Source organism: Syntrophotalea acetylenivorans (assembly GCF_001887775.1).
Taxonomy (GTDB): Bacteria; Desulfobacterota; Desulfuromonadia; order Desulfuromonadales; family Syntrophotaleaceae; genus Syntrophotalea_A; species Syntrophotalea_A acetylenivorans.
This window is the reverse complement of the sequence record NZ_CP015519.1, coordinates 1,207,410-1,232,811: the sequence shown is the minus strand read 5'-3', so window position 1 is coordinate 1,232,811 and position 25,402 is coordinate 1,207,410. Positions and strand designations below refer to the sequence as shown.

27 protein-coding genes are annotated in these 25,402 nt (G+C 54.4%); all 27 read right to left on the bottom strand.

All coding sequences use genetic code 11. The features are described 5' to 3' along the window. Nucleotides 1–40: 40 nt before the first annotated feature. Nucleotides 41–1,234, bottom strand: coding sequence for a LegC family aminotransferase (locus A7E78_RS05640; RefSeq protein ID WP_158516076.1), 1,194 nt, complete (start codon nt 1,232–1,234; stop codon nt 41–43). Continuing rightward, nucleotides 1,218–2,201, bottom strand: a complete 984-nt coding sequence (locus tag A7E78_RS05635) for an SDR family NAD(P)-dependent oxidoreductase (RefSeq protein ID WP_072283324.1) — start codon at nt 2,199–2,201, stop codon at nt 1,218–1,220. The genes A7E78_RS05640 and A7E78_RS05635 overlap by 17 nt, the downstream gene beginning before the upstream one ends. Next, the gene (locus A7E78_RS05630; protein WP_072283323.1) at nt 2,198–3,259 is read right to left on the bottom strand and encodes a nucleotidyltransferase family protein; all 1,062 of its coding nucleotides are present in this window, start codon (nt 3,257–3,259) and stop codon (nt 2,198–2,200) included. Before A7E78_RS05630 ends, A7E78_RS05635 begins: the two co-directional genes overlap by 4 nt. A gap of 16 nt (nt 3,260–3,275) precedes the next feature. Beyond that, a complete protein-coding gene (locus A7E78_RS05625; protein ID WP_072283322.1) occupies nt 3,276–4,304 on the bottom strand; it encodes a radical SAM/SPASM domain-containing protein in 1,029 nt (342 codons plus the stop codon). Nucleotides 4,305–4,338: 34 nt separating this feature from the next. Continuing rightward, complete coding sequence (locus A7E78_RS05620) at nt 4,339–5,070, bottom strand: acylneuraminate cytidylyltransferase family protein (protein WP_072283321.1); 732 nt, start codon at nt 5,068–5,070, stop codon at nt 4,339–4,341. Nucleotides 5,071–5,143: 73 nt separating this feature from the next. Continuing rightward, entirely contained in the window at nt 5,144–6,115 is a 972-nt protein-coding gene (locus A7E78_RS05615) for a methionyl-tRNA formyltransferase (protein ID WP_072283320.1), read from the bottom strand. A 4-nt stretch (nt 6,116–6,119) separates the two neighbouring features. After that, nucleotides 6,120–7,289: a UDP-N-acetylglucosamine 2-epimerase gene (gene neuC, locus A7E78_RS05610; protein WP_072283319.1), complete on the bottom strand. Its 1,170-nt coding sequence runs from the start codon at nt 7,287–7,289 to the stop codon at nt 6,120–6,122. Continuing rightward, complete coding sequence (gene neuB, locus A7E78_RS05605) at nt 7,286–8,338, bottom strand: N-acetylneuraminate synthase (RefSeq protein WP_072283318.1); 1,053 nt, start codon at nt 8,336–8,338, stop codon at nt 7,286–7,288. The genes neuC and neuB overlap by 4 nt, the downstream gene beginning before the upstream one ends. Continuing rightward, nucleotides 8,331–9,092, bottom strand: coding sequence for a cytidylyltransferase domain-containing protein (locus A7E78_RS05600; RefSeq protein WP_072283317.1), 762 nt, complete (start codon nt 9,090–9,092; stop codon nt 8,331–8,333). Before A7E78_RS05600 ends, neuB begins: the two co-directional genes overlap by 8 nt. Further along, nucleotides 9,089–10,090, bottom strand: coding sequence for an N-acetylneuraminate synthase family protein (locus A7E78_RS05595; RefSeq protein WP_072283316.1), 1,002 nt, complete (start codon nt 10,088–10,090; stop codon nt 9,089–9,091). The genes A7E78_RS05600 and A7E78_RS05595 overlap by 4 nt, the downstream gene beginning before the upstream one ends. Before the next feature lie 200 nt (nt 10,091–10,290). After that, nucleotides 10,291–10,710, bottom strand: coding sequence for a flagellar assembly protein FliW (locus A7E78_RS05590; RefSeq protein ID WP_072283315.1), 420 nt, complete (start codon nt 10,708–10,710; stop codon nt 10,291–10,293). Beyond that, a complete protein-coding gene (csrA, locus tag A7E78_RS05585; protein WP_072283314.1) occupies nt 10,707–10,949 on the bottom strand; it encodes a carbon storage regulator CsrA in 243 nt (80 codons plus the stop codon). Before csrA ends, A7E78_RS05590 begins: the two co-directional genes overlap by 4 nt. A 115-nt stretch (nt 10,950–11,064) precedes the next feature. Beyond that, on the bottom strand, nt 11,065–11,961 hold the full coding sequence (flgL, locus tag A7E78_RS05580) for a flagellar hook-associated protein FlgL (protein WP_072283313.1): 897 nt from the start codon (nt 11,959–11,961) through the stop codon (nt 11,065–11,067). A 155-nt stretch (nt 11,962–12,116) separates the two neighbouring features. After that, entirely contained in the window at nt 12,117–13,517 is a 1,401-nt protein-coding gene (gene flgK / locus A7E78_RS05575; protein ID WP_072283312.1) for a flagellar hook-associated protein FlgK, read from the bottom strand. Nucleotide 13,518: 1 nt separating this feature from the next. Further along, nucleotides 13,519–13,878: a hypothetical protein gene (locus A7E78_RS05570; protein ID WP_072283311.1), complete on the bottom strand. Its 360-nt coding sequence runs from the start codon at nt 13,876–13,878 to the stop codon at nt 13,519–13,521. Nucleotides 13,879–13,880: 2 nt separating this feature from the next. Continuing rightward, nucleotides 13,881–14,174 carry a flagellar biosynthesis anti-sigma factor FlgM gene (flgM, locus tag A7E78_RS05565; RefSeq protein ID WP_072283310.1) on the bottom strand — a complete coding sequence of 98 codons (294 nt, stop codon included), beginning with the start codon at nt 14,172–14,174 and terminating at the stop codon, nt 13,881–13,883. 228 nt (nt 14,175–14,402) lie between these two features. Beyond that, entirely contained in the window at nt 14,403–14,717 is a 315-nt protein-coding gene (locus A7E78_RS05560) for a rod-binding protein (RefSeq protein WP_072283309.1), read from the bottom strand. 754 nt (nt 14,718–15,471) lie between these two features. Next, nucleotides 15,472–16,602, bottom strand: coding sequence for a flagellar basal body P-ring protein FlgI (locus A7E78_RS05555; protein ID WP_072285055.1), 1,131 nt, complete (start codon nt 16,600–16,602; stop codon nt 15,472–15,474). 235 nt (nt 16,603–16,837) lie between these two features. Continuing rightward, entirely contained in the window at nt 16,838–17,524 is a 687-nt protein-coding gene (locus A7E78_RS05550; RefSeq protein WP_072283308.1) for a flagellar basal body L-ring protein FlgH, read from the bottom strand. A gap of 3 nt (nt 17,525–17,527) precedes the next feature. Then, nucleotides 17,528–18,268, bottom strand: a complete 741-nt coding sequence (gene flgA, locus A7E78_RS05545; protein WP_072283307.1) for a flagellar basal body P-ring formation chaperone FlgA — start codon at nt 18,266–18,268, stop codon at nt 17,528–17,530. Nucleotides 18,269–18,278: 10 nt separating this feature from the next. Next, nucleotides 18,279–19,064, bottom strand: a complete 786-nt coding sequence (flgG, locus tag A7E78_RS05540; RefSeq protein WP_072283306.1) for a flagellar basal-body rod protein FlgG — start codon at nt 19,062–19,064, stop codon at nt 18,279–18,281. 27 nt (nt 19,065–19,091) lie between these two features. Then, nucleotides 19,092–19,829: a flagellar hook-basal body protein gene (locus tag A7E78_RS05535; protein ID WP_072283305.1), complete on the bottom strand. Its 738-nt coding sequence runs from the start codon at nt 19,827–19,829 to the stop codon at nt 19,092–19,094. A gap of 66 nt (nt 19,830–19,895) precedes the next feature. Continuing rightward, complete coding sequence (locus A7E78_RS05530) at nt 19,896–20,327, bottom strand: hypothetical protein (RefSeq protein ID WP_072283304.1); 432 nt, start codon at nt 20,325–20,327, stop codon at nt 19,896–19,898. A gap of 13 nt (nt 20,328–20,340) precedes the next feature. Then, nucleotides 20,341–21,102 (bottom strand): FliA/WhiG family RNA polymerase sigma factor, encoded by a 762-nt coding sequence (locus A7E78_RS05525; RefSeq protein ID WP_072283303.1) that lies wholly within the window; start codon nt 21,100–21,102, stop codon nt 20,341–20,343. Next, entirely contained in the window at nt 21,102–22,013 is a 912-nt protein-coding gene (locus tag A7E78_RS05520; protein ID WP_072283302.1) for a MinD/ParA family protein, read from the bottom strand. Before A7E78_RS05520 ends, A7E78_RS05525 begins: the two co-directional genes overlap by 1 nt. Nucleotides 22,014–22,025: 12 nt before the next feature. Beyond that, nucleotides 22,026–23,318 (bottom strand): flagellar biosynthesis protein FlhF, encoded by a 1,293-nt coding sequence (gene flhF, locus A7E78_RS05515; protein ID WP_072283301.1) that lies wholly within the window; start codon nt 23,316–23,318, stop codon nt 22,026–22,028. Then, nucleotides 23,308–25,392 (bottom strand): flagellar biosynthesis protein FlhA, encoded by a 2,085-nt coding sequence (flhA, locus tag A7E78_RS05510; RefSeq protein WP_072283300.1) that lies wholly within the window; start codon nt 25,390–25,392, stop codon nt 23,308–23,310. Before flhA ends, flhF begins: the two co-directional genes overlap by 11 nt. Between the last annotated feature and the right edge of the window lie 10 nt (nt 25,393–25,402).

Genomic DNA, 25,402 nt, shown 5'->3' with positions numbered 1-25,402 from the left:
TAGTGCAAGAGGAAGGCCAAAAAAATGAAGACCGGTGGGGTCAGCCACCAAGCCGGACCAGGGCTTCGATCACCCTCTGTTGTTCCGCTGCGCTCAGTCCGACCGAGCAGGGCAGACTGAGCGCCGAGCTGTTGAGCTGTTCGGAAACTTCGCCGCCAATCCGCTGTGCCTGTCGATAGACGGGAGAAAGGTGCAGGGGCTGCCACAGGGGGCGGGTCTGAATCCCTTCTGCGGCCAGGCGTTGCATCAATGTTTTACGGTCCATACCATATTGGGCAGGATCGACCCGCACTGTGTAGAGCCACCAGGCGCTCTGACCGTAATCCACTGTGGGCATTGGGGTAATCCCCGGAACCATGCAAAGCTCTTGGCGGTAACGGTCTGCTATGGCTTCTTTGGCGCTCAGATAGGCATCCAACTGTTCCAACTGAGCGCAACCCATGGCTGCCTGCAGGTTGGTCAGACGATAATTGAAGCCGAGTTCCCCATGGATGTACTCCAGAGGATCGTCCTTGGCCTGGGTCGTCAGATAGCGGGCCTTTTCAGCCCATTGTGGGTTTCCCGTCACCAGCATACCGCCGCCACCGGTGGTGATCATTTTGTTTCCGTTGAAGCTATAGCAGCCGATATGGCCGATACCTCCCAACGGGGAGCCCCGATAGTGGCCACCGAGTCCTTCGGTGGCATCCTCGATGACCACCAGGTCAAAGCGGCCGGCCAACTCCATAATCGGATCAAGATCGACCGGATGGCCAAGAATATGCACTGGAATGATCGCTTTGACTCGCCTGCCGCTTTGTCGGTTGCGTAGGACCCCACCGGCCATCTCACAGTCGCGAGTCAAAAACAACTCAACCTGCTGCGGATCCATCTGCCAGCAGCCTGGCTCGGCGTCGATGAGTACCGGCCAAGCCCCTGCGTAGCGAATCGCATTAGCCGGTGCGATGAAGGTCAAATCCGAAACCAGTACTTCATCGTCCGGTTGAACTCCGGCGACCAGTAATGCGGTATGCAGTGCCGCCGTACCGTTTACGGTGGCTACCCCGTGGAAAGGGGCTCCCAGCCGTTCGGCCATCTTCTGCTCGAAGCGATCGACATAAGCGCCCACCGAAGAGACCCAGCTGGTGTCGAGGCAGTTCTTGACGTACTGCCATTCGTTACCGCGGATTTCTGGGACGCACAGGGGGATGGTGGCCGCTGGGGCAGGGGTTTTGGTCTCAGACGACGTAGACACCGGGACGGTACCTTTCCAGATGATCTTTCATCCAGGTAATGGTCCTCTGCAGGCCCTCCTCCAGGCTCACTTGCGGAGTCCAATTCAGCAGATTTTTGGCTAGGGTGTTGTCGGCCAGCAGCCGCTCGACTTCGCTCTTGTTGGGACGGATCCGCGTTTCTTCGCTTTCGATGCGAATCGGCTTGCCGATGAGACCGGCAATGAGTTGAGCCAGATCGCCGATGCTGATCTCCCGGCCGGAGCCGAAGCTGACGGTGCGGCCTATTGCCGCCGGTGCGGTTGCGGCGGCGAGAAAGCCGTCAACTGTGTTGGCAACGTAGTTCATGTCTCGGGTGGGCGAGAGGCTCCCCAAGCGCACCGTATCGCCGGTAAGGCACTGGCTGATAATGGTCGGAATAACCGCCCGGGCCGACTGGCGCGGACCAAAGGTATTAAAAGGACGGACAGTGACAACGGGTACATCGAAAGAGCAACTAAACGCCTCGGCCATTTTGTCGGCGCCTATCTTGCTCGCCGAATAAGGGGATTGCCCTTGCAGAGGATGTTTTTCGTTGATCGGAACCTGTAGAGCGGTGCCGTAGACCTCGCTGGTCGAGGTGTGGATCATTCGCTCCACCCCGTGTTCCCGCGCCGCCTGCAACATATTGAGAGTACCGTTGACGTTGGTCCGCACGTATGATGCAGGGGCTTGGTAAGAATAGGGGATGGCAATTAAAGCAGCGAGATGAAACACTACCTCTGTGTTCTTCACCGCCTGGCGAACACAGTCTTGGTCAGTGATGTCGCCGGCAATCACCTCAATGTCATCGCGAATCTGGGAGCGGTCAAGCCACCCCCAACTGCCCAGGGCATTGTAATGTACCAGAGCTTTGACCTTGGCTCCTTCTCGGACCAACTTTTCGGTGAGATGGCTGCCGATGAAGCCTCCCGCCCCAGTAACTAGAACCCGCTTTCCCTGCCAATTCACGCTGACATTCTCCTTTTCCCCTGATCTGTTTGTGCCTGTTGGTAATCTTCGTGTTGGCCGATATCGAGCCAGTATTCCATGATCGGAAAGCTGACCACCCTGCGCCCATCGCGAATTAGGGCCTCGATCAGTTCGGTCATGTCAAAGCGTTCATTGCGTGGGATGAAGCGGTGCACCGCCGGCTCCAGCATGTAGATACCGGCATTGACCAGAAATTTGTGATTGGGTTTTTCGCTCAATTTTCTGACTTCGGCCCCTTCGCAGACCATCACCCCGTATGGGATTTGTAGATCGTACTGGCGTACGCCCACGGTCAGATCAGCTTCGTGTTCCCGATGAAAGGCCTGCATGGCCCGGTAATCGACCTGGGTCATGATATCGCCGTTGACTACCAGCATCGGCCTGTCTGGAACAGGCATTAGGCCCAAAGCTCCGGCGGTGCCCAAAGGTCGATCCTCTGAAACGTAGTTGATCCTAACACCAAAGTTGCGGCCGTTACCAAAATAATTGATGATTTTTTCCGGCATATAGTGGGTGGTTACATTGACGTCGCGGATCCCGGCGCCGCGTAGATTACCGATGATATGTTCCATGACCGGCCGGTCGCCGACCGGCAGCATCGGTTTTGGCAGGCTTTCGGTCAGGGGCAGCAGACGTTTGCCGAAGCCGCCGGCCATGACCACGGCCGACAAGTCCAGCTGGTCTTGTTGGATAAGGTCGGAAATCCAGGCCAGGTCGACCAGGATTCCGGCTCGGTTGAGTAGGGGAACATGGCGAATCAGCTTTTCCTGCATTAAAGCGAAGACATCAGCCTTTTCCATCTTTTCGCGCCCGGCAATGAAAGAGCGTTGCATGACACTAGCCGCCGATGCTTCCATGGTAACCCCACCGAGCATGGCCCGCCGCAGGTCGCCATCGGTTATGGTTCCCAAAAGACGGCGTTCTTTGTCCACTACCAGAGCTATCTGTTTGGCACCGTTCTGTAGTACGGAAATCGCCTCGCGCAAAGAGGCCTGCTCGGGCATGCATAGATCTTCGATCGCAATGTTCAGGTACATGAAGGCCTCCATTCAATCAATATTGCGCCAGGGGGCAACGGGCGCAAGTGGGAATCTCGGCGAAACGGCCGGAAGCGTGCAGTTCACGGAGTTTCTGATATTCCTCGCCTAACCAAATATCCTTTGTACTTTTCTCGAAAACGTTGCCCACCTGCAGTTCGCGGGCTGAATCGATGCAGCAGGCAGTGGCCACCCCGTCCGGGTGAATGAACATGCGCTGCCAGAGTTGCGGGCAGCAGAATTTGGTTTTACGCGAACCGAGGTCGACCAAATGACGTTCGGCATTGCTCTGGCCTGTGTGCTCCAGATAATCGACATAAGCCACCGCATCGACGATAGGTTCGAATAACGCCTGAAACGCCTCCCATTCGTCTTCATTGTCCTTCATGCGGACGATGGAAACTCGGGTGAAGGGGCGGAGCGATCCCAACTCTTCGCGGATTTCCATGAACCGGCGAATGTTCCCCAGGGCCTGGTCGAAATTGGCACCAGCCCGGATCTGCTCATACTTCTCGGGGTAGGGCGAATCGAAGGAGAAGAACAATTTGTCCAGACCAGCTTCGATGAGCTTCCTGGAGAGTTCCTCGGTAAGCAGCATTGCGTTGGTATTGAACATGACGTCGACCACTCCGGCCTGCTTGGCGTAACGAATCATTTCCACCAAGCGGGGGTTCAAAGTCGGTTCGCCGAGGTAGTTGTATTTGAGGGAGCACAGGCCTTTATTGATCCCTTCGTCGATCAGACGACAATAGGCCTCGAAGTCAAACATTCCAATATTCCAGAAGGTACCGGCCTCGATCATATCTGTCCGCGGGCACATGACACACTTCAGGTTGCAGGCATTGGTCGCCTCGATGTCGAGATGAATGGGGAATCCACCGACAATCTTTTGCTTTGGGAAATCTTCCCACTTCTGCCGGTATTCCCAGTAGTCGGGGGGGAGTGTAGCTTCCCAGCGCTTAATCTTTTCGCTGGGGCTCAGATGGAAATTATGATCGACGGGGGTATCCACGTCAAAGTCGGCACTGAGCTTGGGCTTGCTCATCTGTTTCTCCCTTTAAGCCGCCTCGGGCTTCGCTTCAGGCCACCGCTTGCTGGGCAGTCAGGCGTTGTGCCAGGCGGGCCTCGGCAATTGCAAAATCATTCAGAGTGTCGATGTCCATAGCGCTTTCCTGGTCAACGGGATAGCCGGCCATAGAGCGAAAGTTGAAGATTGCGTCCTTGTCTTCACACCGCTTTAGGTATTCGGTACGCGAGACGATAACCGACTGACTGTGGGTGAAGAACTCGGGGAGTTCTTGGCGACGCAGCGGTTTCTCGGGGAGGTGGATCAATTCTTCCATTTGCCCCCTGGCGCTGCGGCTGAAAATAAAATAGGGATGGTCCTGGACCGGGATGACTGTTACAGCCGAATCAAGACCGGAACTCCAGAGCAAGCCAACTGTCTGGTCAATATGCTCCACGGTGCGCAGCGGCGAGGTTGGCGGAAGAATGGCCACAGCGTCGGGATGATACTGCTCGTTAATCGCCAGCCAATTAATGGCGTGGCGGATTACCGAGAGCGATGAGGCGGTGTCGGTGGCGAATTCAGCGGGACGCAGAAAAGGCACCTCCGCTCCACAGTGGCGAGCAGCGGCCGCAATTTCAGCATCGTCGGTCGAAACCAGCACCCGATCGAGAGAGTTGGATTGAAACGCTTTGTCGATGGTGTGGGCAATTAACGGGCGACCGACCAGAGGCCGGATGTTTTTGCGTGGTACGCCTTTGGAGCCGCCGCGGGCTGGGATGATGCCAAGCACGGTTTGGGGCATCGTTTGATTCCTCCTTGAAAAAAAAACGAGTCATCGTGACTTGAAATACTTTTCGACGGGAAAAGAACAAATCTTAAGAGGTTTTTTCTATGCAACGGAGTTCTAGTATCTGCTGTTGTAGCTGCAGGATATGCTCATGCAGATTGATTCCGAAGCGAGTTCCGATCTTAAAGCGAGGCAGGCGGGGTCCCTGGGAGTCCTCGGGTAACTCCACCAGGTTGAGAATCAGGGTAGAATCCCCGGTTTTTACTCTTACACCGGAGGATTCGATACCGACCACCTGGCCGGGTGTTGCCTGGTATTTCGGCCAGGAGAGATCGTAACTTGCTCTCCAGAGAATCATTGGCTGTCCATCCAAAAAGGTGCGCGCGCCGGGCCCAGGGGTGGTGATGCCTCGAATCTTGTTGTAGATATTGCTGCTTGTGTCATTCCAGTCGATCCATTCGTCACCAGGCCCGCGCTGCGGAAAATAACTCCCGGGCAGATGAGCCTGCGGGCGTCGATCGAAATGACCCGAAGCCAACAGTTCCACGGTATCGACCACCAGTCCGGGGAAAGAGGCAATCATTCGTTCCATGACTTCTGCGTAAGTATCTGTCCAAGTTACTGGTAGAGATTTTTGGAGGATGATGTCGCCAGTGTCGATTCCTTCATCAACAAAATGCGCGGTCAGTCCAATCTGGGTTTCGCCATTAATAATGGCCCAGTTGATAACGCTACGCCCTCGATACCAGGGGAGCATGCCGGCATGGAAATTGACAAAACCAAGCGGAGCGGTTTCCAAAATCGGCGGGCGCAGTATCTGGTCGTAAGAAACCGAAAGGTTCAGTTCGGGACTCAGGCTTCGTATGGTAGCGAGAAACTCGGGGTCGTTGCAGCGCTGCGGTTGGAATATCGGCAAGTCAAGTTGCCGGGCAGTTGCTTCCAGTTCCCCGTCGGTCGGGTTTTTCCTCAATACCACGCCGAGCAGGTCATGGCCGCGGCGGACCAGTTCGCGCAGGGCCGCAGCTCCCCAGTCTGCATCTCCAAAGTAAAGGATTTTCAAAGTACTACTCCTGTTGTCTGGAATCGAGATCAAAAAAAGCTTTGTGCAGCAGGCGGTCGTCCGCTTTTGCCGATAAAAGCCGTTCCACAATCAGAGAGGCGGCACGACCTTCGCCATAGGGATTGGCGATCTCCGATAGAGAGTGGCGGAAAGCAGGATCGAGAGCATGAGAGATACCGTTCTGAATCGCCTTTGTAGAGTAGCCGGTGTCGATAACGTTGCCAGCGCGAACCCTTCCTTGCTGGCGGTTTCCGATATTTACCACCGGCAGGTTGAATGAAGCTGCCTCAATGATCCCGCTGGAAGAGTTCCCCACCATCGCATCAACCAAGGCCATGGCACTGAAATAGCCTTGGGTGCCGAGACTGTCCACCATTTGGGCTTTGTCCGTGCCAGCCACAAATTCGCGGATGCGGCAATTGATTTCACGGCCGAGGGTGTCTGCGTTGGCCAAAGTGAACAGCAACGGGCGTCCGCTTTGCTGTAATGCCGCTAACAGGTTATTGACCTGCGCGCCGGTCTGCTCGTATTCAAGGGTGACCGGGTGATAGGTGACTAGTAGCGTTCCTTCTTCGAGGTTGATGCCAAACTGTGCGTGGAACTCTTTTTTCGGAAGTAGCTGGATGTCTCGAAGATTGTCCAGTCCTGGTGCGCCGCTCATGGTGACCCGCCAGGGTTCTTCGCCGAGCTGGATAACTCGGCGCCGGTATTCCTCAGTAGTAACGAAATGCAAGTGGCTGAGTTTGGTAAGACTGTGGCGCAGACTCTCGTCGATGGCCCCACGGGTGATTTCGCCACCGTGGATGTGGGCGAGGGGGATTTTAAAGGGGAGGGCCGCAAGGGCTGCTGCGTGCATTTCGAAGCGGTCGCCAAGCACCAGCAGAATGTCGGGGCGGGTGCGGGCAAAGGCCATGGCAAAGCCCTGTGTGCTCAGGCCCATGGAGATAGCTGTGCCCGCCGGCGAATCTGCGGAGAGCAGTGCCTCGACCCGTTCAGCAATGGGAAAGCCGTCTTTTTCGATGGCTCGTACCGTTAACCCAAATTCTGGGGCAAGGTGCATGCCCGTCACAAAAAGTTGCAGCCGCAGATTGGGCTCGGCCAAAATCGCCCGCAACACCGGCAGGTATATACCGTAATCGGCTCGGCTGGAGGTCACTACACCGATGGTTTTCATGCAAGGTCCTCCAGGCGCAGCAAGCTGTCTCGGGGAATTGCGACCAGTGCTGTGCGCCCGACCACCAGGTTACTCAAGTCCGGGGCCAGTCCTGTTCCGGGGCGCTTGACGGCGACCATTGATTCTTCGATAACTGCTCCAACCTCGATGTCGCAGGCAGCAACCAGGCTTTTACGGGCGACGCTCGCGGTATTTTTTTCGCTGACGGCCGGGCGTTTGCAGCCGTCGCCCAACGCGGATTCCACCGCCCGGATACCCGCCACCAATGAACACAGATCGTCTGGCTCTAAAGAAGCCTGATGATCCGGGCCGGGCAGCTGGCGGTTGAGAGTAAAGTGTTTCTCAATTACACAGGCGCCAAGTGCCGCGGCACCAAAACTAATCTCGTTGCCCGCTACGTGGTCCGAGTAACCGACTGGAACGTCGAACGCCCTGGATAGTGTCTTCATGGCCCGCAAATTGACGTCACGGGGATCTGCTGGGTAGTTACTAACACATTGCAGCAGGACCAGCGGGGGATTACCGGCGGTGCGGATTGTTTCCACTGCTGCTTCAACCTCGCTGAGCGTAGCCATTCCTGTGGAGAGGATGATCGGCTTGCCCTTGCGGGCCACATGGGCGAGAAAGGGCAGATTGACCACTTCCCCTGACGGAATTTTGAATGCGGGCAGGCCTAAGTCATCTAAGAAATCGGCACTCTGTTCATCAAAGGGAGAGGAAAGAAAAAGAATCCCCAGTTTGTGACAATACTCAAGCAACTCGTGGTGGTGGGCAGGACTGAGTTCCAGGCGTTTGATCATGGTAAACTGTGATTCCTTGACATCGGTGGACCTCATTTGATAGGCGGCTTTGGGGGCATTAGCCGAGACCAGCCTTTCAGCGGTAAAGGTCTGGAATTTAACCGCGTCGGCACCGGCTGCTTGGGCGGCCTCGATCAGGCCGCGGGCCAGATACAGGTCACCATTATGGTTGACGCCTGCCTCGGCGATAATGAAACAGGAATGGTCCGCTCCGATTGGACGATTTCCGATGACGATTTCTCTAGGCATGGTTGAGGTTTATTCCTGATTTGACTTTGATGGCAATCCCTGGCTTCTGCTGAACGTTGGCGTTGATGGCCACCAGGTCCGGGCGCTTCCTACAAAGCTCGACGATAGCTCGCAGGGGGAACACTTCACCGGGGTGGTATAGCTCCTCGAAAATTCGTGCCACCAGTTCAAAGTCTTCCGGTGTGTCAACGGTCAAACGTAATTGAGGCCAGGATATCGCCGGGTCGGTTACGGTCATTGTCCCCCAGTTAAAAAGACCGGTTTGAGTAAAATATCCTCCCCACACTTCGGTATCGCGCTCGGCTTTAATCTCGCAGGCCTTGATCAGCGCAGGATAGGACAATGCGTAAGCAAAACAGCCCCAGGGAAGCCCTTCGGTATTGGTGAAATCGTGCTTTTGGGCCAAGTGAAAATCCACCAGTTGATCAATGCATTCCGGATCGACAAACGGGTTGTCGCCGGTGCAACTGACCACTGTGTCTACGCCGAAGGTCTCGGCAGCTCGGGTCATTCTCAACAGTACGTCCTCTGGATCGCCCCGATAGCAGCCGATACCCTCCTGCTCGGCGAATTCTGCCAAGGGATCGTCTTGTTCAAGGGGAGATGTGATAAGGATGATCTGCTCGGTGCGGCGAGCCAGCTTCAAGCGGTCGATCAGATGCCCGAACATAGGGCGTCCGGCGATCGGCTTAAGGACCTTTTTAGGTAATCGGGTCGATTTGAGGCGTGCGGTAATGAGAATCGCTGCCTTCATTGAATGTCCTCCTCGCGCAACAGTTGGAAGGCAACGATATCCTTTTGGGTCGTGCGCCCGATAAGACGCTGTGATTGGTCCGGCGGCAGGCCAAGGTCAGGAGCTCGCATAAACAGAATATCCGTATCGGTGATCGGTGTGCCAGCGGGCAAGTCGCGGGCCGCTACAATGCTTTTTTTTGAATAGATGCGGTATTTTTGCTCTTCTTCAGAAAAGGAACGCGGCACCGCTGACCCTTTGGCTGCTTCGATTTCGCGCACCATGGTGGTAAATCGCATGAACTCATCGGGATTGAGAGCCGCCTGGTGATCGATCCCTTTGAAGGAGCGGTCGTGGGTGATGTGCTTTTCCAGCACATCGACTCCCATGCCGAGTGCCGCCGCTGGCAGCCAAAAAGCCCCCTCTAGGTCACCGCCTGTATGGTCCTGATAGCCGATGGGCAGCTGAAACAGATCGCGAAGTGCCATCATGTAATCGAGATGGATGGCGTCAGTAGGCGTAGGGAAATTCTGGTAGCCGTACATCATCCAGATTTCCGATTCCGAGGTTTGGCGAATCCATTCTACGGCGTTGCGAATTTCATCGATAGTCGAGGCACCGACACTCAGATCGATACGCTTGCCCGTCGCGGCGACGTATTTGACAAGGTAGGGGTTGGCAAGATCGGCAGAGTGCAGCTTGTAGGCGTCGACGTCGAGGTTTTCTGCGAAATCGACGCTGGCACGTTCGTAGACGCAGGCAATGATCTGCATTTGTGGATAGTTCCGGCGCACGTAAGTGGCCAGATCATCCCAGTCCTGGCGACTCAACTCGATGCGTTGCAGGACCGGGATGTCCGGATGGTGCGGGACCGCCATGTCCTTTGCCAGCCAGATCTGAAACTGGATGGCGTCCGCTAACGCCCTGCCGGCGCCGTCGATGATTTTGCGAGCCAGGGCCGGATCGCCCTCGTGGGAGCAGGCCATCTCTGCGATGATATAAGTGTTGTCCTTGGGCATAATTTTATTGTTCCCCTAGCTGTGTGGATAATGCTTGATCATGCTATGCAAATCCTGGACCCGCATAATGTTCTTGCGAAAAATCTCTTATATAATCATGGGTTGTACCAAATAGAAAAAAGGCGGGGATTTCTCTCCCGCCTTTTTCTATTTGATACTCTAAAGATAGTGTCAAAGTTCCGGCACAACCATTTTTGTCATCATTGAGGCAATGGAGTACGTGCACTATGCGAGGAGTTTTCAAGGATTACCTGTAAAGCACGGTTGGTTGATGGAGAAAAAAGTATGGGGGCAGCCAGGTTGAGGGTAATCTTTCGGTCCGTCGGAACAGTGACCACCGATAGGCAAAAACAATCGTCCTGGGACTGAATGCCAAGTTTTTGACACTCTCTTTGGTCAGGTTTTACTCGGTATTCCAAGAAAAAATTTGTTGGGTCAGTGAGGACAAAAGCAATTTGTGGATCATCAATACTCTGAATCCAGAATAGAGGCCCTTCCTTCTCGTTGGGCATGACGATGAAATCGCGAAGATGTTCGAAACCAATCAAGCCTTCGGGGAAATGGACGGTCTTGGTCGGATCGTATTCGATCTCGCCAAAGCGGGTGACGATTTTTATCATGACTGTCCCTTCTTTTGGGTCAGGGATGTGCTCAAGGCATTCAGATCGGCAAGGTTCCATTGCAAGGCCTCCTTATTTTCCTGGCAGATGCGGTCGAAAACCTCCTGCCGGTAGATTTTTTTATCCGATGGGGCGTCTATACCGAGGCGGATGCCACCACCTTTGATTTCGACGACGGTGATGCGGATGTTATCGCCAATGATGATGCCTTCACCCGTTTTGCGAGTTAGTACCAACATGTCGCCCTCCTTGGCTTGTGGGGGCCTTTCTCCAAAGGCCTCTGGTAAATGAAATATCCTACCAAATTTGTCGCAGACAAGGCCGGTCATCGGGGCAGTTAAACAGCGTTGTCTGTTACAGATAGTCTAGTATCGACAGGTTTGACACCTTGGCAGTGACGTTGAGCGCCGCTTCAAAGGCCTGCTCCTGTTGGGTCAACGCGGTGATCACTTCAACGAGGTCGGCATCCTCGTAGCGGGAAAGGACTTCCTGCATGTCGATTTTGATCGATTCCATATGTTCCTGAGCGTTTTCCACCCGTGCGCCAATATTACCCATCTGGCTGCGCTGGCGGCTGACCTGTTCGGTACCGTCCTGCAGATCGCCAAGGCGACTGAGCGCCGCTTCGGCATTGCCGTTTGCTAGCTGGGTTTGGATATCATCGAGAACCTCAAAAAGGTTGATGCCTCCTCCGGCGCCCTGAAACAGTTCATCGCCGGTAAGATTGGCCTGAATTCGTTCGCCGGGGGCGATCTCCAACTCCATGTGGCCCCCGTCGCCTTCATAGGCAAAAGGATCAAGGGGGTCGGTGCCGGGGAAGGGCTGGGTGTCTTCGGCAAAGCCGGCGAAGATATACTTGCCGTCGACGTTGGAATTAGCCAGGGCGAGTAGTTCGTCTTTGATGTGGCCGATAGCGTCGGAGAGGTTGGTCAGATCGTTCGGCCCCATGGCGGCGTTGCCGGCGCTGATGGTGGTCTCCTGAGCGCGGATCATCAGGTTGCCGATCTGGCCCAGGTGCGAATCGAGAATGTCGAGGCGATCCGAGGCGCTGCCCATGGTGCGCAGATAGCGGTCGCTCTTCTGCATCTGGCTGCGGGCGTTCAGTACCGGCCGGATTGCCGAGGGATCATCGGACGGTTTGTTGATCCGTTTACCGGTCGCCGCGGACATACGAAGATCGAGCAGGGAGCTTTGGGTTTTATAAATCTGATTCTGCAGGCTGCGGTATACGGTTGATTGAGTGGTTTTCATATTCTACCTCTTGGCGTCGCAAAAATCCCGCCCTGCTGTGTTGAAGCGCTTTTCAGACCTTTGATATGCCTTGTGTATACCTTCAGCCCTGAAAACCCTATCCGCCTTGCATGTCAAAATTTTTGCTTAGCCATTTTATGGCTTTTGCTAAGGCATTAACGTTTGATGGTCAGGATGGTGTCCATCATTTCGTCGACCGTGGAGAGAAATTTGGCCGAGGCTTCAAAGCCTTTTTGATATTGGATCAGGTTGATCATCTCTTCTTCCAGCGAAACACCGACCTTGCCGTCACGCAGGTTTTTTAGTTGAGTCATGGTGTCTTCGTTGGCGGCCGTGGCTAGTTCGTTCTGGCCCGCTTCCAAGCCCACCTGTGCGCTGATGCGTGAGTAGGCACCGGTCAGGGTGTCGGTGCCATCGACGATCTTGGCGCTGCCTAGCTCAGCGATTTGCAAGGCGATGGTGTTGTCGCCCGGTGCGCTGGTCAGGCCTGCGGCAAGCTGATCCGGCGAACTTATGGCTACGTTGAGGGCATTGGCTGCGCCGTCCCAGAGGTTTGCTGGTGGTGTTGGCGAGGGCGGGGCGTCAAAAAACAGGATGCCGGTATTGTCGTTGAGGTCTCTACCGGTGCTGTGCAGGGCGTTGACTTCGGTGGCCAGGCTGTAGGCCAGTTTGTCAAGCTGACTCTCCAGATCGGGGATCAGTTGGTCCCGTACTTCGAGTAATCCCTTGAAAGCACCGCCGACGGTTGTGGTGTCGATTGGGGTCGAAGTCGAGCCGGTATTGACCTGCAGTTGCAGTTCATCATCTACAACTTCGCCCTCCAGGGTCAGGGCGTTGCCCTTTTGCACCAGGGGCTGACCACCGGGGAGCTGGACCATGACATTGCCTTCTTTGTCTTCCAGGCTCTGAATGCCGATGCTGGAGGACAGGTCGGCCAGCAACAGGTCACGCTCGTCGCGGAAGGTGTTGGCCGTCTGGCCGCTGCTTTCGATGGTGGATATGCGAATGTTGAGATCAGCGACCCGCTGCAGACTGTCGTTGACGCCGTCAATTTTGGACAGAAGCGATTCATCGATGTTGCGTTTGACGCCATCGAGTTCGGCCAAAGCGGTGTGAAAGGAGTCGGCCAGCAATTCACCTCGCTGGATGACGATATCCCGCTCGGTCTGGCCGCCGGGGTTGGCAGTCAACTCCTGCCAGGAATCGAAAAAACTGTCAATATCGGTGCTGATTCCCCCATCCGAAATGCCGAATACGCGTTCCAGTTCAGCCAGCGGAAAGGTTTTGGCATCGGCTTCGCCGTAACCGGCGCTCTTATCCTGAATTTGGGTAGAGAGGAAGGCGTCGTGTTCGCGAACGATATCGCCGACCTTCACTCCCTGGCCGATCATGAAGCCGTTGAAGTTGAGAGAAGGGTAGGGAGTAAGGATCGCCTTTTGCCGGGAATAGCCGGGGGTATTGACGTTGGCGATATTGTTGCCGGAGACCTCGATGACCTTTTGGTTGGTCGAGAGGCTTGTTTTGCCGGCGTTCAATGCGACAAGCAGACCACCCATGTCAGATCCTTCCGGAAAGAAGTCGGCCGCCGCGTTGCTCGCTGATTTGGGCGGCGCTTGAGCCGTAGGAGGTTGGTGCCGTACGTTGACCGAAAAAGGTCATTTGTTCGCGAACCCAACCCAAGGTCAGGTAGAACAAGTAAGCGTTGCGGCGGTTCTCTTCGCGCACTTGGTTGGCCAGTTGCTGAACCTCGGGATCGCTCTGGTCATCAATGCCGGAACCTATGGATTGCAGCAGCCGTTGTTTTTCTTCGGCACTTTCCTGCAAGCTCGCCATGTCGAGCCCTTTAGCCTGTTCTCTTTCTGTCAGAATCAGCTGAAGGAGGTTTTCCAGACGTTGTTTGAGGTTCGCTTCAGACATGTTTACTTGCTCTCCGCAATAAACTGCAGCAGACTCGCTGCGACCTTGCGTGTGTCGGGACGGTAAGTGCCAGCGGATATCTGCTCCTTGAGAGCCTGAAGCTTTTCAGATCTCTGCACATCGGCGCTGGGGCCAGCACTTTGTGCTTTGTTGGCTTGCTGCAAGGTGTCGGAAAACCGCACCTGGTCGCTGCCGGATGGGGCTCCTGCCTGGTCGGTTTTTTTCGCTTGGACGCGGTTTTTGGTTCTGTCCAAGGGGCCGATGCCGCTGTTGCCAAATACTTTGTCGATAGTCATGGTTGCCACCTGAAGGCGATTAGGATTCCCGTAAGGGAATCTGGTGAAATAATACCATTCCGGCGAAAGGTTTCGTTGTGTTTCAAGCTGCCGATTTATAAAGAAAATATCTTCCGGGCAGTTGTTAGACTTTCTCTGTGCTCTATATATCGACTCTATTGTAGGAAAAGTTTAGAAAAAAATGCAGGCAGGATAACAGGATAAGTTGAAAGAGGACAGGAGGGGGCGCTATTCACTCGTTTCCAGTTTTTGCAGTTGGCGGAACAGGGCGTCGGCGATGCCCATGCCTTGTTTGCGGGACATTTCTATGGCCACGTTTTGATCCATTAGGTCTTGAAAAATCTGTTGGTCGTTGCCTTTGGGGAGCAGGCCCCCGTCGGGGACCGAATCCCGCATACTTTTGAGCATCGCCTGAACCATGATCGCTTCGAAGTCCTGGCATTTTTTACGCAGTTGCTCCGGGTCATTGCCGGATTGTCTCTCCGGTTTCTCGGGGCTGCTGGCCTGGCTGATAAGCATGCGGGGATCGAAGGATAGTTCCATAGCAAATCTCGAGTTGGTGGTGATGAATAGCTCGGTCGTTTAAACGTTGTTGTTATGGGTTACATATCGGCATCAGCCGGGAAAAGTTTACGTCTTAGCGCTAATAAATAGACAAAACCAGGAATTTACCTCCGAGGACGCCGAGTGCGCAGAGAAAATCTATCTAGACTTGGTTTCATAACCTCAAGATCCAAGGAAGCCAATTTGTACGATGAACCCTTGCCCGGAAAAAACGGCAAGCCACCCTCATAAGTGCTATAGCCTTTAATTTTATCCGCGTTTATCTGTGTTCAATTAGTTTACGCTTGGTCTGTATTGGGGTGAAACCCAAACCGAATGGGACGTTGATAAACGCTGATGCTTCGCATTCGCAGATCAGGCAAAAGCAGATTTTGACAGTTGTCAGAACCTAACCACTGCTTGGCCTACTGCGTGGATTTTTTTGGTGTTTTGCCTTACTCGGCGTTCTTTGCGTACTCGGCGGTGAATTCTTTTAGGAGTTATAGCCTTTGACTTTATCTGCGTTCATCTGCGTCCAATTGGTTTTCGCTTGGTCTGTATTGGGGTGAACTCCAAACCGAATGGGACGCTGATAAACGCTGATGCTTCGCATTCGCAGATCAGGCAAAGGCAGATTTTGACTGTTCAGAGCCTCACCACTGCCTGCCTTAACCTGCGGATATTTTTTTGATGTTTGGTTTTTCTCGGCGTTCTTTGCGACCTCTGCGGTAAATGCTTTTGGGTTTTAACCGTCCTACAGAACCACCAGCTCGGCATGCAATGCGCCGGAAGCCTTAATGGCCTGGAAGATGGCTATCAAATCACGCGGGGTGGCGCCAATGGCGTTGAGTGCCTGAGCCACATCGCCGATACTGACCCCCATTTGCAACACCACCAGGTTGCCTTCATCTTCAGATGCGGCAATGTCCGTTTGCGGTATTGCGACCGTTTCTCCTTGGGAAAAGGGGAAGGGTTGGGAGACTTCGGCCGATTCGCTGATGACCAGATTGAGATTGCCGTGGGATACCGCTACGGTAGCGATACGGACCCCTTCGCCCATGACGATGGTGCCGGTCTTCTCATTGACCACGATTTTGGCCGTGGCATCGGGTTGAACCGGCAGGCCTTCGAGGGTGGCGACGAAATCCACTAATCGTTCCCGGTAGGGCAAGGGGATAGCAACATTCAGGCTTGCGCTGTCAACAGGAGTCGCCAGTGGGCTCTTAAAGTGATTGTTAATCACTGCTGCGATACGGGATACGGTAGTGAAGTCGGCTTCCGCAAGCTGGTAGCGAAGTTGGCTGTCGGGGTTCAGGGTAAAGGGGATTTCCCTTTCCACCAGCGCACCGCCCGGTAAACGGCCGACGGTTGGGTGGTTTTTCTGCACTTTGGCCGCCTTGCCGCCAAAGGCCAGGGAACCGACGATCAAAGGCCCCTGAGCGACAGCGTAGATATTTCCATCGGGTGCTTTAAGGGGGGTCATGAGCAGACTGCCGCCGGCCAGGCTGTCGGCATCGCCAATGGAGGAGACCGTCACATCGATCGTGGTGCCGGCCTTGGCAAAGGGCGGCAGTTCGGCGGTAACGATGACCGCGGCCACGTTGTCGACCTTGACGTCATCCCGGCTCACAGTAACCCCGAGACGCTCCATCATATTGACCAGCGACTGCACGGTAAATTGAGTACTATCACTGTCGCCGGTGCCGTTGAGGCCGATGACCAGACCGTAGCCGACCAGTTGGTTGCTGCGCACTCCTTCGATCTGAGCGATATCCTTGATGCGTGCCGCCGTGGCGACAGAAGGGAGCAGCAAAAGGATTAGCAGCAGGGTGAACGGCCAACCGGTTAGAAAATCGGCGAAAATATGTTTCTGGAATTCTTTCATCCGGAAGCTCCCGATGGGATAATAACGACTTCTTTTCTGGCAAAATTCAGTTAAAAACTTAAAGTCAAAAGCCAAATCATATCTCACGCCCGCTCCTTTCAGTCGCTCAAGCCGCAAAGCCGCCAAGAAAACCCGATTTTGACCTTCTTTGCGTCTTTGCGGCTTGAGTGAGCGCAGCGAACGGGCGTGAGACGATTTTCTTCGCAGTTAAAACTTCTTTGACACCGAAGTTCAGTTAAAACGGCCAGACGTTGTCGAGGATACGTGTCATCCAGCCTGGACGCTGTTTATCGCTGATGACTCCTTTGCCGGTGTAAGCGATTTTGGCGTCGAGTACATATTTGGAGTCGATCACATTCTGTGATGAAATATCGTTGGGGCGTACAATGCCGGTCAGGACGATAATCTGCTCCTCATGGTTGACCGTGACCGTCTTACCTCCTTCGATACGCAGGTTGCCGTTAGGGAAAACCTCAACCACTCGGGTCGAAAGGGTCGCAACCAGATTTTCCTTGCGCGAAGTACTGCCGGATCCCTTGAAATCATTATCGTAGTTGGTGGCGATCAGGCTGGTTGGGTCGATGGCGCTGTTGATCTTGCTGAAATCTGTTTCAAAACCGAGGAACTTACTGATCCCGGCTTCGCTGCTGCTGGAACGGCCGGTCTCCGTCGTTGCCTCTCGGCTGGCGCTGGCTTGTTCAAAAATTGCCACGGTCAGGATATCGCCAATCTGACGGGCTTTGATATCACCAAACAGGCTGCCCTTGTTCTCGGTCCATAAAGAACCGCTGGTTTGTGGCGTTTCCACGGTTATTTCAGGAGCGTTATCCGAAGGAAGTTCGGTGGTTGGAAAAGGGGCACGGGCAGCGCATCCGGAGAGCAAAAGGGCACCGAAGATCAGGCTGAGTAGTCGATTATTCATAGTTTATAACTCCACGGTCACCGCAACCGGGCCGGCGACTTTGCAGATCAGGTCTTTTTGCGAACTGATGTTGCGTACTCGGATCATGTCTCCGGCATTGCCGTTTTGCTGGGCCATGCCTTTAGCGGTAACGGTCAACGCTCCTTTTTGGGCCGTGATGGTGACAATCTCTCCTCGTTTCACCATCGGCGGAAAGGCCACGGCCGATCGCTCAAAAACATCGCCTTTGCGCAGGGAGCGCTTCAGGCGTTTGCCGAGGAGTTCGCCGCTATCGAAACAGGGGGCCCGCAGGCGGTTGAGGTCCCTTTCGGCCAGCTCAATGTGTTGTTCCGTGATAATCGTGCCGCGCTGCAGGTCGCCAGCAACGACAGCGACTTCTGCGAGGGCCTCGAGGGTCGCACTGACGGCGAGGTTCTTCACCGCCTTTCCGTCAACCCGGAAAATCAGATTAAAACGGCTGCTCGACAGAACTCGAGGATTCGAAGGGTTGATTTCGCAGGTCAGGCGACCGGCTGGAACCGAAAAGGCTTTTGGCAGACGGAGATGACGGAACCGGAGTTTGACCTGAGGCATTTTACTGCGGTGTTGATCCAGGTAATCCTCAAGGTGTTTTTGCACCTGCTCAGGTTTGATGACAATCTGTTGTTGCCTCTCAACTGCGGCGGCGTGTCCCACCCGGATCAGGGGGAGGGACAAAAGACAGCTCAAACAGATGATGGCGGATAAGCGCAGCGCAAAATTCATATTGTCATCATTACATGAGGTTGTTGGTCATCTGCAGCATATCGTCCGCTGTTTTGATGGCCTTGGAATTGATTTCGTAGGCGCGTTGTCCGGCGATCATGTTGACCATTTCTTCCATGATATTGACGTTGGAGCCTTCCAGAAATCCCTGGGCCAGAATGCCGAAACCGTTATCGCCCGGGGTGCCGATTGCCGGCGCACCGGTGGTCGGAGTTTCGCCGAACAGGTTGTGGCCCAGAGCTTCAAGACCGGCAGGATTACTGAAGCGGGTCAATTCGATGGTACCAACCTCGGTCGGAGTGGCTTCGCCGTCAAGAAAGACTTCCACGGTGCCGTATTGGCCGATGGAAACCTGAGTCGCATTTTCCGGAATGACGATTTCAGGATAGAGAGGATAGCCGTCTGAGGTAACTAGGCGTCCGGTGCCGTCTTTCTTAAAGGCGCCGGCTCGAGTGTAGGCTGTTTCGCCGCTGGGCATGGAGATCTGAAAGAAGCCGGAACCTTCGACTGCCACATCGAGATCGTTACCGGTTTGTTGCATATCTCCGGTGGTAAAGATTTTTTGTACTGCGGCAACCCGGGAACCGAGACCGACCTGGACCCCCGTGGGAATTTCTACTCCGGGAGAGGAAGAAGATCCGGCAATCTTAACTGTTTGATAGAGAATATCCTGAAAATCCGCGCGGCTCTTCTTAAATCCAGCGCTGTTAACGTTGGCCAGGTTGTTGGCGATAACGTCCATGTTGGTCTGCTGGGTTTCCATGCCGGTGGCTGCGGTCCACAATGCCCTGATCATCGAATTTCTCCTTGGTTATGCTATCGGTTAGCCGATTTTGCCGATCTGAATCGATTTTTCGGCCAGCGTATTATAGTTTTTGAGCATTTTCTGACAGGCCTCGAAGGCCCGCATCGTTTCGATCATCTTGCCCATTTCCTGCATCATATTGACGTTAGAGTCCTCAATCTGTCCTTGAAGAATCCGGGGTTCCAGGACTCGCTGTTCATAGTCTTGAATGTCTTCTTTGCTGACGCTGAACAAGCCGCCACCCTTCCTCTGCATAACCGCCTGGTCGTCAAAGGTATACAGGGGCAATGGTTTGACACCGCCATCCGCCAGTTGGATATTGCCCATTTCGTTAATCAGGACATCGGGGTTGTCCAGCAGGATCGGTTTGCCATCTTCGCCGAGAACTTTCATTCCGGCTCCATTCACCAAAGTACCGAGTTCATCCAGACGGAAATTGCCCTGGCGGGTATAGCAGACGGTATCTGCATCTTCCTGTACTTTAAAGAAACCAGGCCCATCGATGGCCACGTGAGTTGGAACTCCGCTGCGAACCAATGGCCCCTGGCCGTAGTCGGTTAATCCTTCTTTGGCCCGAGTGAGGGACAGGGCGGCGTTGCTGTGCAGGTTTTGGGCTGCGGCCAGTTTGGCCTCGAAGACCACCCGGGATTTTTTAAAACCAACGGTTTTATTGTTGGACAGGTTGTCGCTGATGGAGTCCATCAGTTTCATTCGGGTCAGGGCGCCGGAAAGTGCGCTGTATTGTCCGCTGCTCATGACGAGTCCTTTTGCAAGTGTTGCAGTTAAACTGTTTTTCGACCGTTTAGTGCAGTTTCTTTAGCTTCATTTATCGGGACCTGTTGTTGCCGGGTCGATTTGTGCCGCACTTTTTAAGGTGATAATCTGTTGCGCGGCCTCAATGGGAAACTGCAGTACCGCAGCTATGCCTTCGGCGTCCATGCCCTGGTCCGCAAGGGCGGCGGCATAGCGGTATTTTTCCGGAGGTTGACGCCAGTCAGGGCCTTTTTCCAGACGTTGTTTAAGGGTCGCCTGGTGCAGTGAATCGGTGAAATCCGCAGATTGTGGTTTTGCCTGCGGGACTTTTATGTCAGGCGCGGTTTCAGACGAACCCAAGGCTGCGTTGGCCAACTCTGTGCGACATTGGGCCAGAATCTTTTTAACTCGCCGCAATTGCATAGCCAGGGTCAGCGCACAGATGGTTGCGATCAGGGTGCTTGCCAAGAGCAAAGTTGGATGGAGAGTGAACAGGGCCATTGGTAATTCTCTGTCAGCGCTTAAGGGGGCTGCGTTGTTGCTTGGCGCTGCGCCCGATGTGATTTTTTAGCTTGATCAGCGACTGGCTGTGCAGCTGTGAAACGCGCCCCTCGGAGATTTCCAGTACTTCGGCAATCTCCTTTTGGCTCAATTCTTCGTAATAGTAGAGGGTTACCACCAGACGCTCTTTTTCCGACAGTCGATCGATATATTCCGCCAACTGTTGGGCCAGTTCACTGGTTTCCAGCATTTCCAGGGCGGTTTTATCCCCTTCGTTTACCAGGTTGTCCAACAGGCTGGGGCCATGTTCCGATTCGCCAATGGTTTCATGCAGGCTGACGCAGCCGAGGTGACTGGTTTCTGAAAGCAATTGGCGATATTCCTCAAGGCTCATTTCGAGCTCTGCGGCGATTTCATGTTCTTCCGGGTCGCGTCCCAGGGTGCGGACCAAATCATCAATGGCTTTTTGAATCTGCCCCTGTTTTTTGCGCAGGGTGCGAGAAAACCAATCCATGCGTCGTACTTCGTCGAGGACGGCACCGCGCATGCGTTTTTCAGCAAAGGTCTTGAACAGAACGCCCTGACCGGGGTCAAATCTTCCGGCAGCATCAACCAGACCGAGCATGGCGGCGCTGGCGATATCTTCCCGGGACATGAAGGCCGGCACCTGCGTTATCATGCGGTCGGCCAAGAAGCTGATCATATAAAGGTGTGCCTTGATCAGGCGGTCTTTAGCGTCTGCTCCCGGTGGGCTGTAAGGAACCGCTGCCTTCATCAGATCTCCTCGGGGGTCATGGTCATGAGCCTTTTCCAGAAAAACTGCAGCGTGCCTTTAGGCTGCAAGTCCTGCGGCATGACCAGCAAGCCCTTGGCAAAAGACGTAAAGGCATTGCTGGTTCTGCTGGTCGGATAGAGATTAATCATCGGCTGCTGCCGCCGAATGGATTCACGCACCCGTTTGTCGAAGGGGATGCAGCCCATGTAATCGATGGAAATCGACAAGTAGCGGTTGGCTACTGTGGTGAGTTTTTGGTAGACCTCAAGGCCTTCTTCGTTGTTGGTCACGGAATTGACAATCAGAGAAAAGACCTTTTGATGGTAGCGCGTCGAGAGCAGCTTCATCAGGGCATAGGCATCGGTGATGGCTGTTGGATCGGGAGAAGTCACCATAAGAATGTCATGTGCCGCGACGCTGAAGTAGGTGACATTTTCGGAAATGCCGGCTTCGGTGTCGATAAGCACGATGTCAAAAGACTCATGCAGATTGTCGAGCTCTTCCATGAAACGCATCTTTTGGCCGCCATCCAGGTTGGTGAACTGCTGCACTCCGGATCCTGCCGGCAGAATTTTGATGCCGAGGGGACCTTCGACCATGATTTCCGCCAGATGTCGTTCACCGGAGAAAAAATGGTTAAGGTTAAATCGAGGCGTCAGGCCGAAGACTACATCGATGTTGGCCAGGCCAAGATCGGCGTCGATAATCAGCACCTTTTTGCCTTGCTTGGCCAAGGCGATAGACATGTTGGCTACAACGGCGGTTTTGCCCACGCCACCCTTGCCGCTGGTAACGGTGAAGACGCGGGGTGGCGTATGATTACCGGTCTCGGCCGGAGAATGATCAACGAGTTGCTCCTGCAAAGACCGTAAGGTTTCAGCTTGATCTGATAATTCGTGAGTCGCGCTCATAATCTGTTCTCTTTATGGTTGTTGAATGACAAAACCAGCCACGGCTGCGGGGTCCGCAACCAAAAGGTCTTCCGGTACTCGTTGGCCATTGGTCAGGTAGGATAGGGGCAGGTCCTGATGAAGAGGCACGTTCAACAGCGAGCCGCGTTGGTCGCATTCATCCAGTTTGGTGAAAACCAGACTGTGCAAAGGCAAACGACCGAAGTTGACCACTGTAGATTGCAGTTCGCTGTCTCGCGTGGAGGCGGCCAGCACCAGGTGGTTCTCGGTGGCGGATTCGGGGCCGAGAAACTTATTCAATTCGGTGATGCTCACTTCGTCCTTGGGGCTACGCCCGGCGGTATCGATGAGGATCAGATCTTTGTCTTGATGACGGGCAAAGACCTCCTGTAGTTGTTCCGGAGTAATAACTACCTCTACCGGTACATTCATCAGTTCGCCGTAAACCTTGAGCTGTTCTACTGCGGCGATACGATAGGTATCGATGGTCACCAGGGCGATACGGATGCCTCCTTGCAGCAGCAGGTTGGCAGCCAACTTGGCGATGGTCGTTGTTTTTCCCACACCGGTCGGTCCGACCAGGGCGATACGCCTTTGTTTGGAGGCACAGTGGAAGGGACCGGTCACTCGTACCAGAGATTGAACGGCGTCGGAGTAGAATTCCTTGAGCCGCTCCTGGTTCTGCATCTGTTGGGGCGAGAGGGTTTCCCAGGCGTACTGTTCGATGGCTTCGGCCGCTTCGGCGTCGATACCGTAGTTGGTCAAATTATTACGCAGCAGGGCCATTTCCTGAATATCATCGCCGCTTGAACTGTCGGCAGTCGGCTTGCGAACTCGTCGTGCTGCAACTTCACGGGTCATTATCGCCGGGGGCGGCGTTTGCGGTCCAGGAGGCTGCGCTGCCGGTTGTTCAGAGAGTTGCTTAATCAACGCTTTGAGTTCGTCGATTTCATCTCGTACAGTCCCCAGGTCCTGACTGGCAACCTGGTTCTTAAGCTCTCTGATTTCGTCTTCAAGGGGGTCGACTACCTTGCGTTGCTTCCAGAGTTGCTGGTAGGTGATCTCGTCTTCATCCCTTTCCGGTCGGGAGACCGGAGCATTTTTGCTCTCACGCTGAGGTTGCGGCTGCCGTGGTGATTCGTCCGAATCGATGGCCGCTGTTACCTCATAGATGGGTTTGCGAAATACTCCCATCCCTTTGCGTACCGTACGGGTTGAGAGAATCAGAGCCTCGGAGCCCAAAGTTTCTTTAACTTTCTTCAGGGCATCCGGCATATTTTCCGCTTCGAATACTTTAACCAGCATTGATCGACACAGCTCCTACCGAGCGCACTTTTAGGTGCGGGGCGATTTCGTTATGGGACAAGACCACGAGGTTGGAAATGTAGCGTTCGGTCAACCTTTTGACATGCAGTCGAATTGTTGGCGAACAGAGCAACACAGGTGTCGCGCCGTTGCCCATGGATTGAATGGTTTCGCTGAGGCCTTCCAGGAATGCCTGCGCCTTATTCGGGTCGAGGGCCAGATAGCTTCCGTCCTGGGTACGGTGAACGGAATCCTGAAGAGTTTCCTCAAGCTCGTGATCCAAGGTCAACAGCGACAATGTTTGGCTGTCATCCGCGTAGTTTCCGCTGATCGAGCGGGCCATAGCCTGCCTAGCCTGTTCAGTCAACAGGTCGGCATCGGTCATGCTCGGTGCCCAGTCTGCCAGGGTCTCGAGGATCGTGCGCAAGTCCCTGATCGAGACCTGTTCTCGTAATAGATTTTGTAGAACCCGCATGATCGTCCCCAGTGGCAAGAGGTTGGGTGTCAGTTCCTCAACCAGCTTCGGATAGCTCTTGCCAAAGTTATTTAGCAAGTTCTGTACCTCTTGCCGGCCAATCAGCTCATGGGCATGACGTTTAATGATTTCACTGATGTGAGTGGTGGTTACCGTAGTGCCGTCAACCACCGTGTAACCTGCGATTTGAGCCCGTTCTTTTTTATCCTCGCTGATCCAGGTAGCAGGCAGGCCAAAAGCCGGTTCGGTGGTGGCAATGCCCTTTAGGGGCTCGCTGGCCAAACCGGGATTCATGGCCAGGAAGTGGCCGGGCATAATCTCGCCTCCGGCGATGGCAATGCCCTTCAGCAGGATGGAATATTCGTTCGGCTTCAGCTGTAAATTATCTTTGATATGGATGGGCGGGACAATAAAGCCGCTGTCGAGGGCGAACTGTTTGCGAATCGAGCGGATGCGCGGTAATAGTTCACCATCCTGGGCGGCATCGACCAGGGGGATCAACCCGTAACCGACCTCAAGTTCCAGCAGGTCGATATTGAGCATTTCCTCGTAGTTGTCATCCTGCGGTTGCTGTGCTTCGGGAATCTCTTCAGCGGCGGCAAATTTTTCGGCCGCCTGGCTTTGTTGAACCCGGAAAGCAATGAATGCCAGCAGAAGGGATAACACTAAAAACGGAATAAAGGGCAGGCCGGGAATCAGGGCAAAACCAAAGAGCACGCCGGAAACGATCCAGAGAGCTCGCGGATGAATGGTGAATTGGCCTTTGAGTTGGTTGCCAAAATCTTCACTGCCAGCAGTACGGGTGACCAGGATACCGGCGGCGGTGGAGATGATCAGCGCCGGGATCTGGCCGACCAAACCATCACCGACGGTCAAAATGGTGTAGTTGGCGGCGGCATCTGCGGCCGGCATGCCTTTTTGCAGAACGCCAATGACGAAGCCGGCGCCGATATTAATCAGGGTAATAATGATACCGGCGATGGCATCGCCCTTAACGAACTTACTGGCACCGTCCATGGCGCCGTGAAAACTGGCTTCCTCGGAGACCTCCTGGCGGCGGGTGCGGGCTTCGTCTTCGGTGATCAGGCCGGCGTTGAGGTCGGCGTCGATGGCCATCTGTTTACCGGGCATGGCATCCAGGGTGAAACGGGCTGCGACTTCGGCAACACGACCGGCGCCCTTGGTGATAACCATGAAGTTGATGATTACCAGAATCGTAAAAATAACGATACCGACCACATAGTTACCGCCGACGACAAACTGGCCGAAACTCTGAATTACCGAACCGGCCGCATCCGGTCCTTCGTTGCCGTGCAGCAGGATGAGGCGGGTCGAAGCGACGTTCAGGGAGAGACGAAACAGGGTCGTGGCCAGCAGCAGTGATGGAAAGATTGCAAAATCGAGCGCCCTCAAGGTGTAGAGGGAGATAATCATCACCAGTAGAGAAATGGTGATGTTTAGAGACAGAAAGATGTCCAGCAGAAAGGAAGGCAGGGGGATGATCATCAGCAGCAAAATGGAGACCAGGCCGACCGCCACCATGACATCGCTGCGCAGCAGATTCTCTTTCCAGTCCTGTCGTATTAGTTGCTCAAACATGAAGCCTATC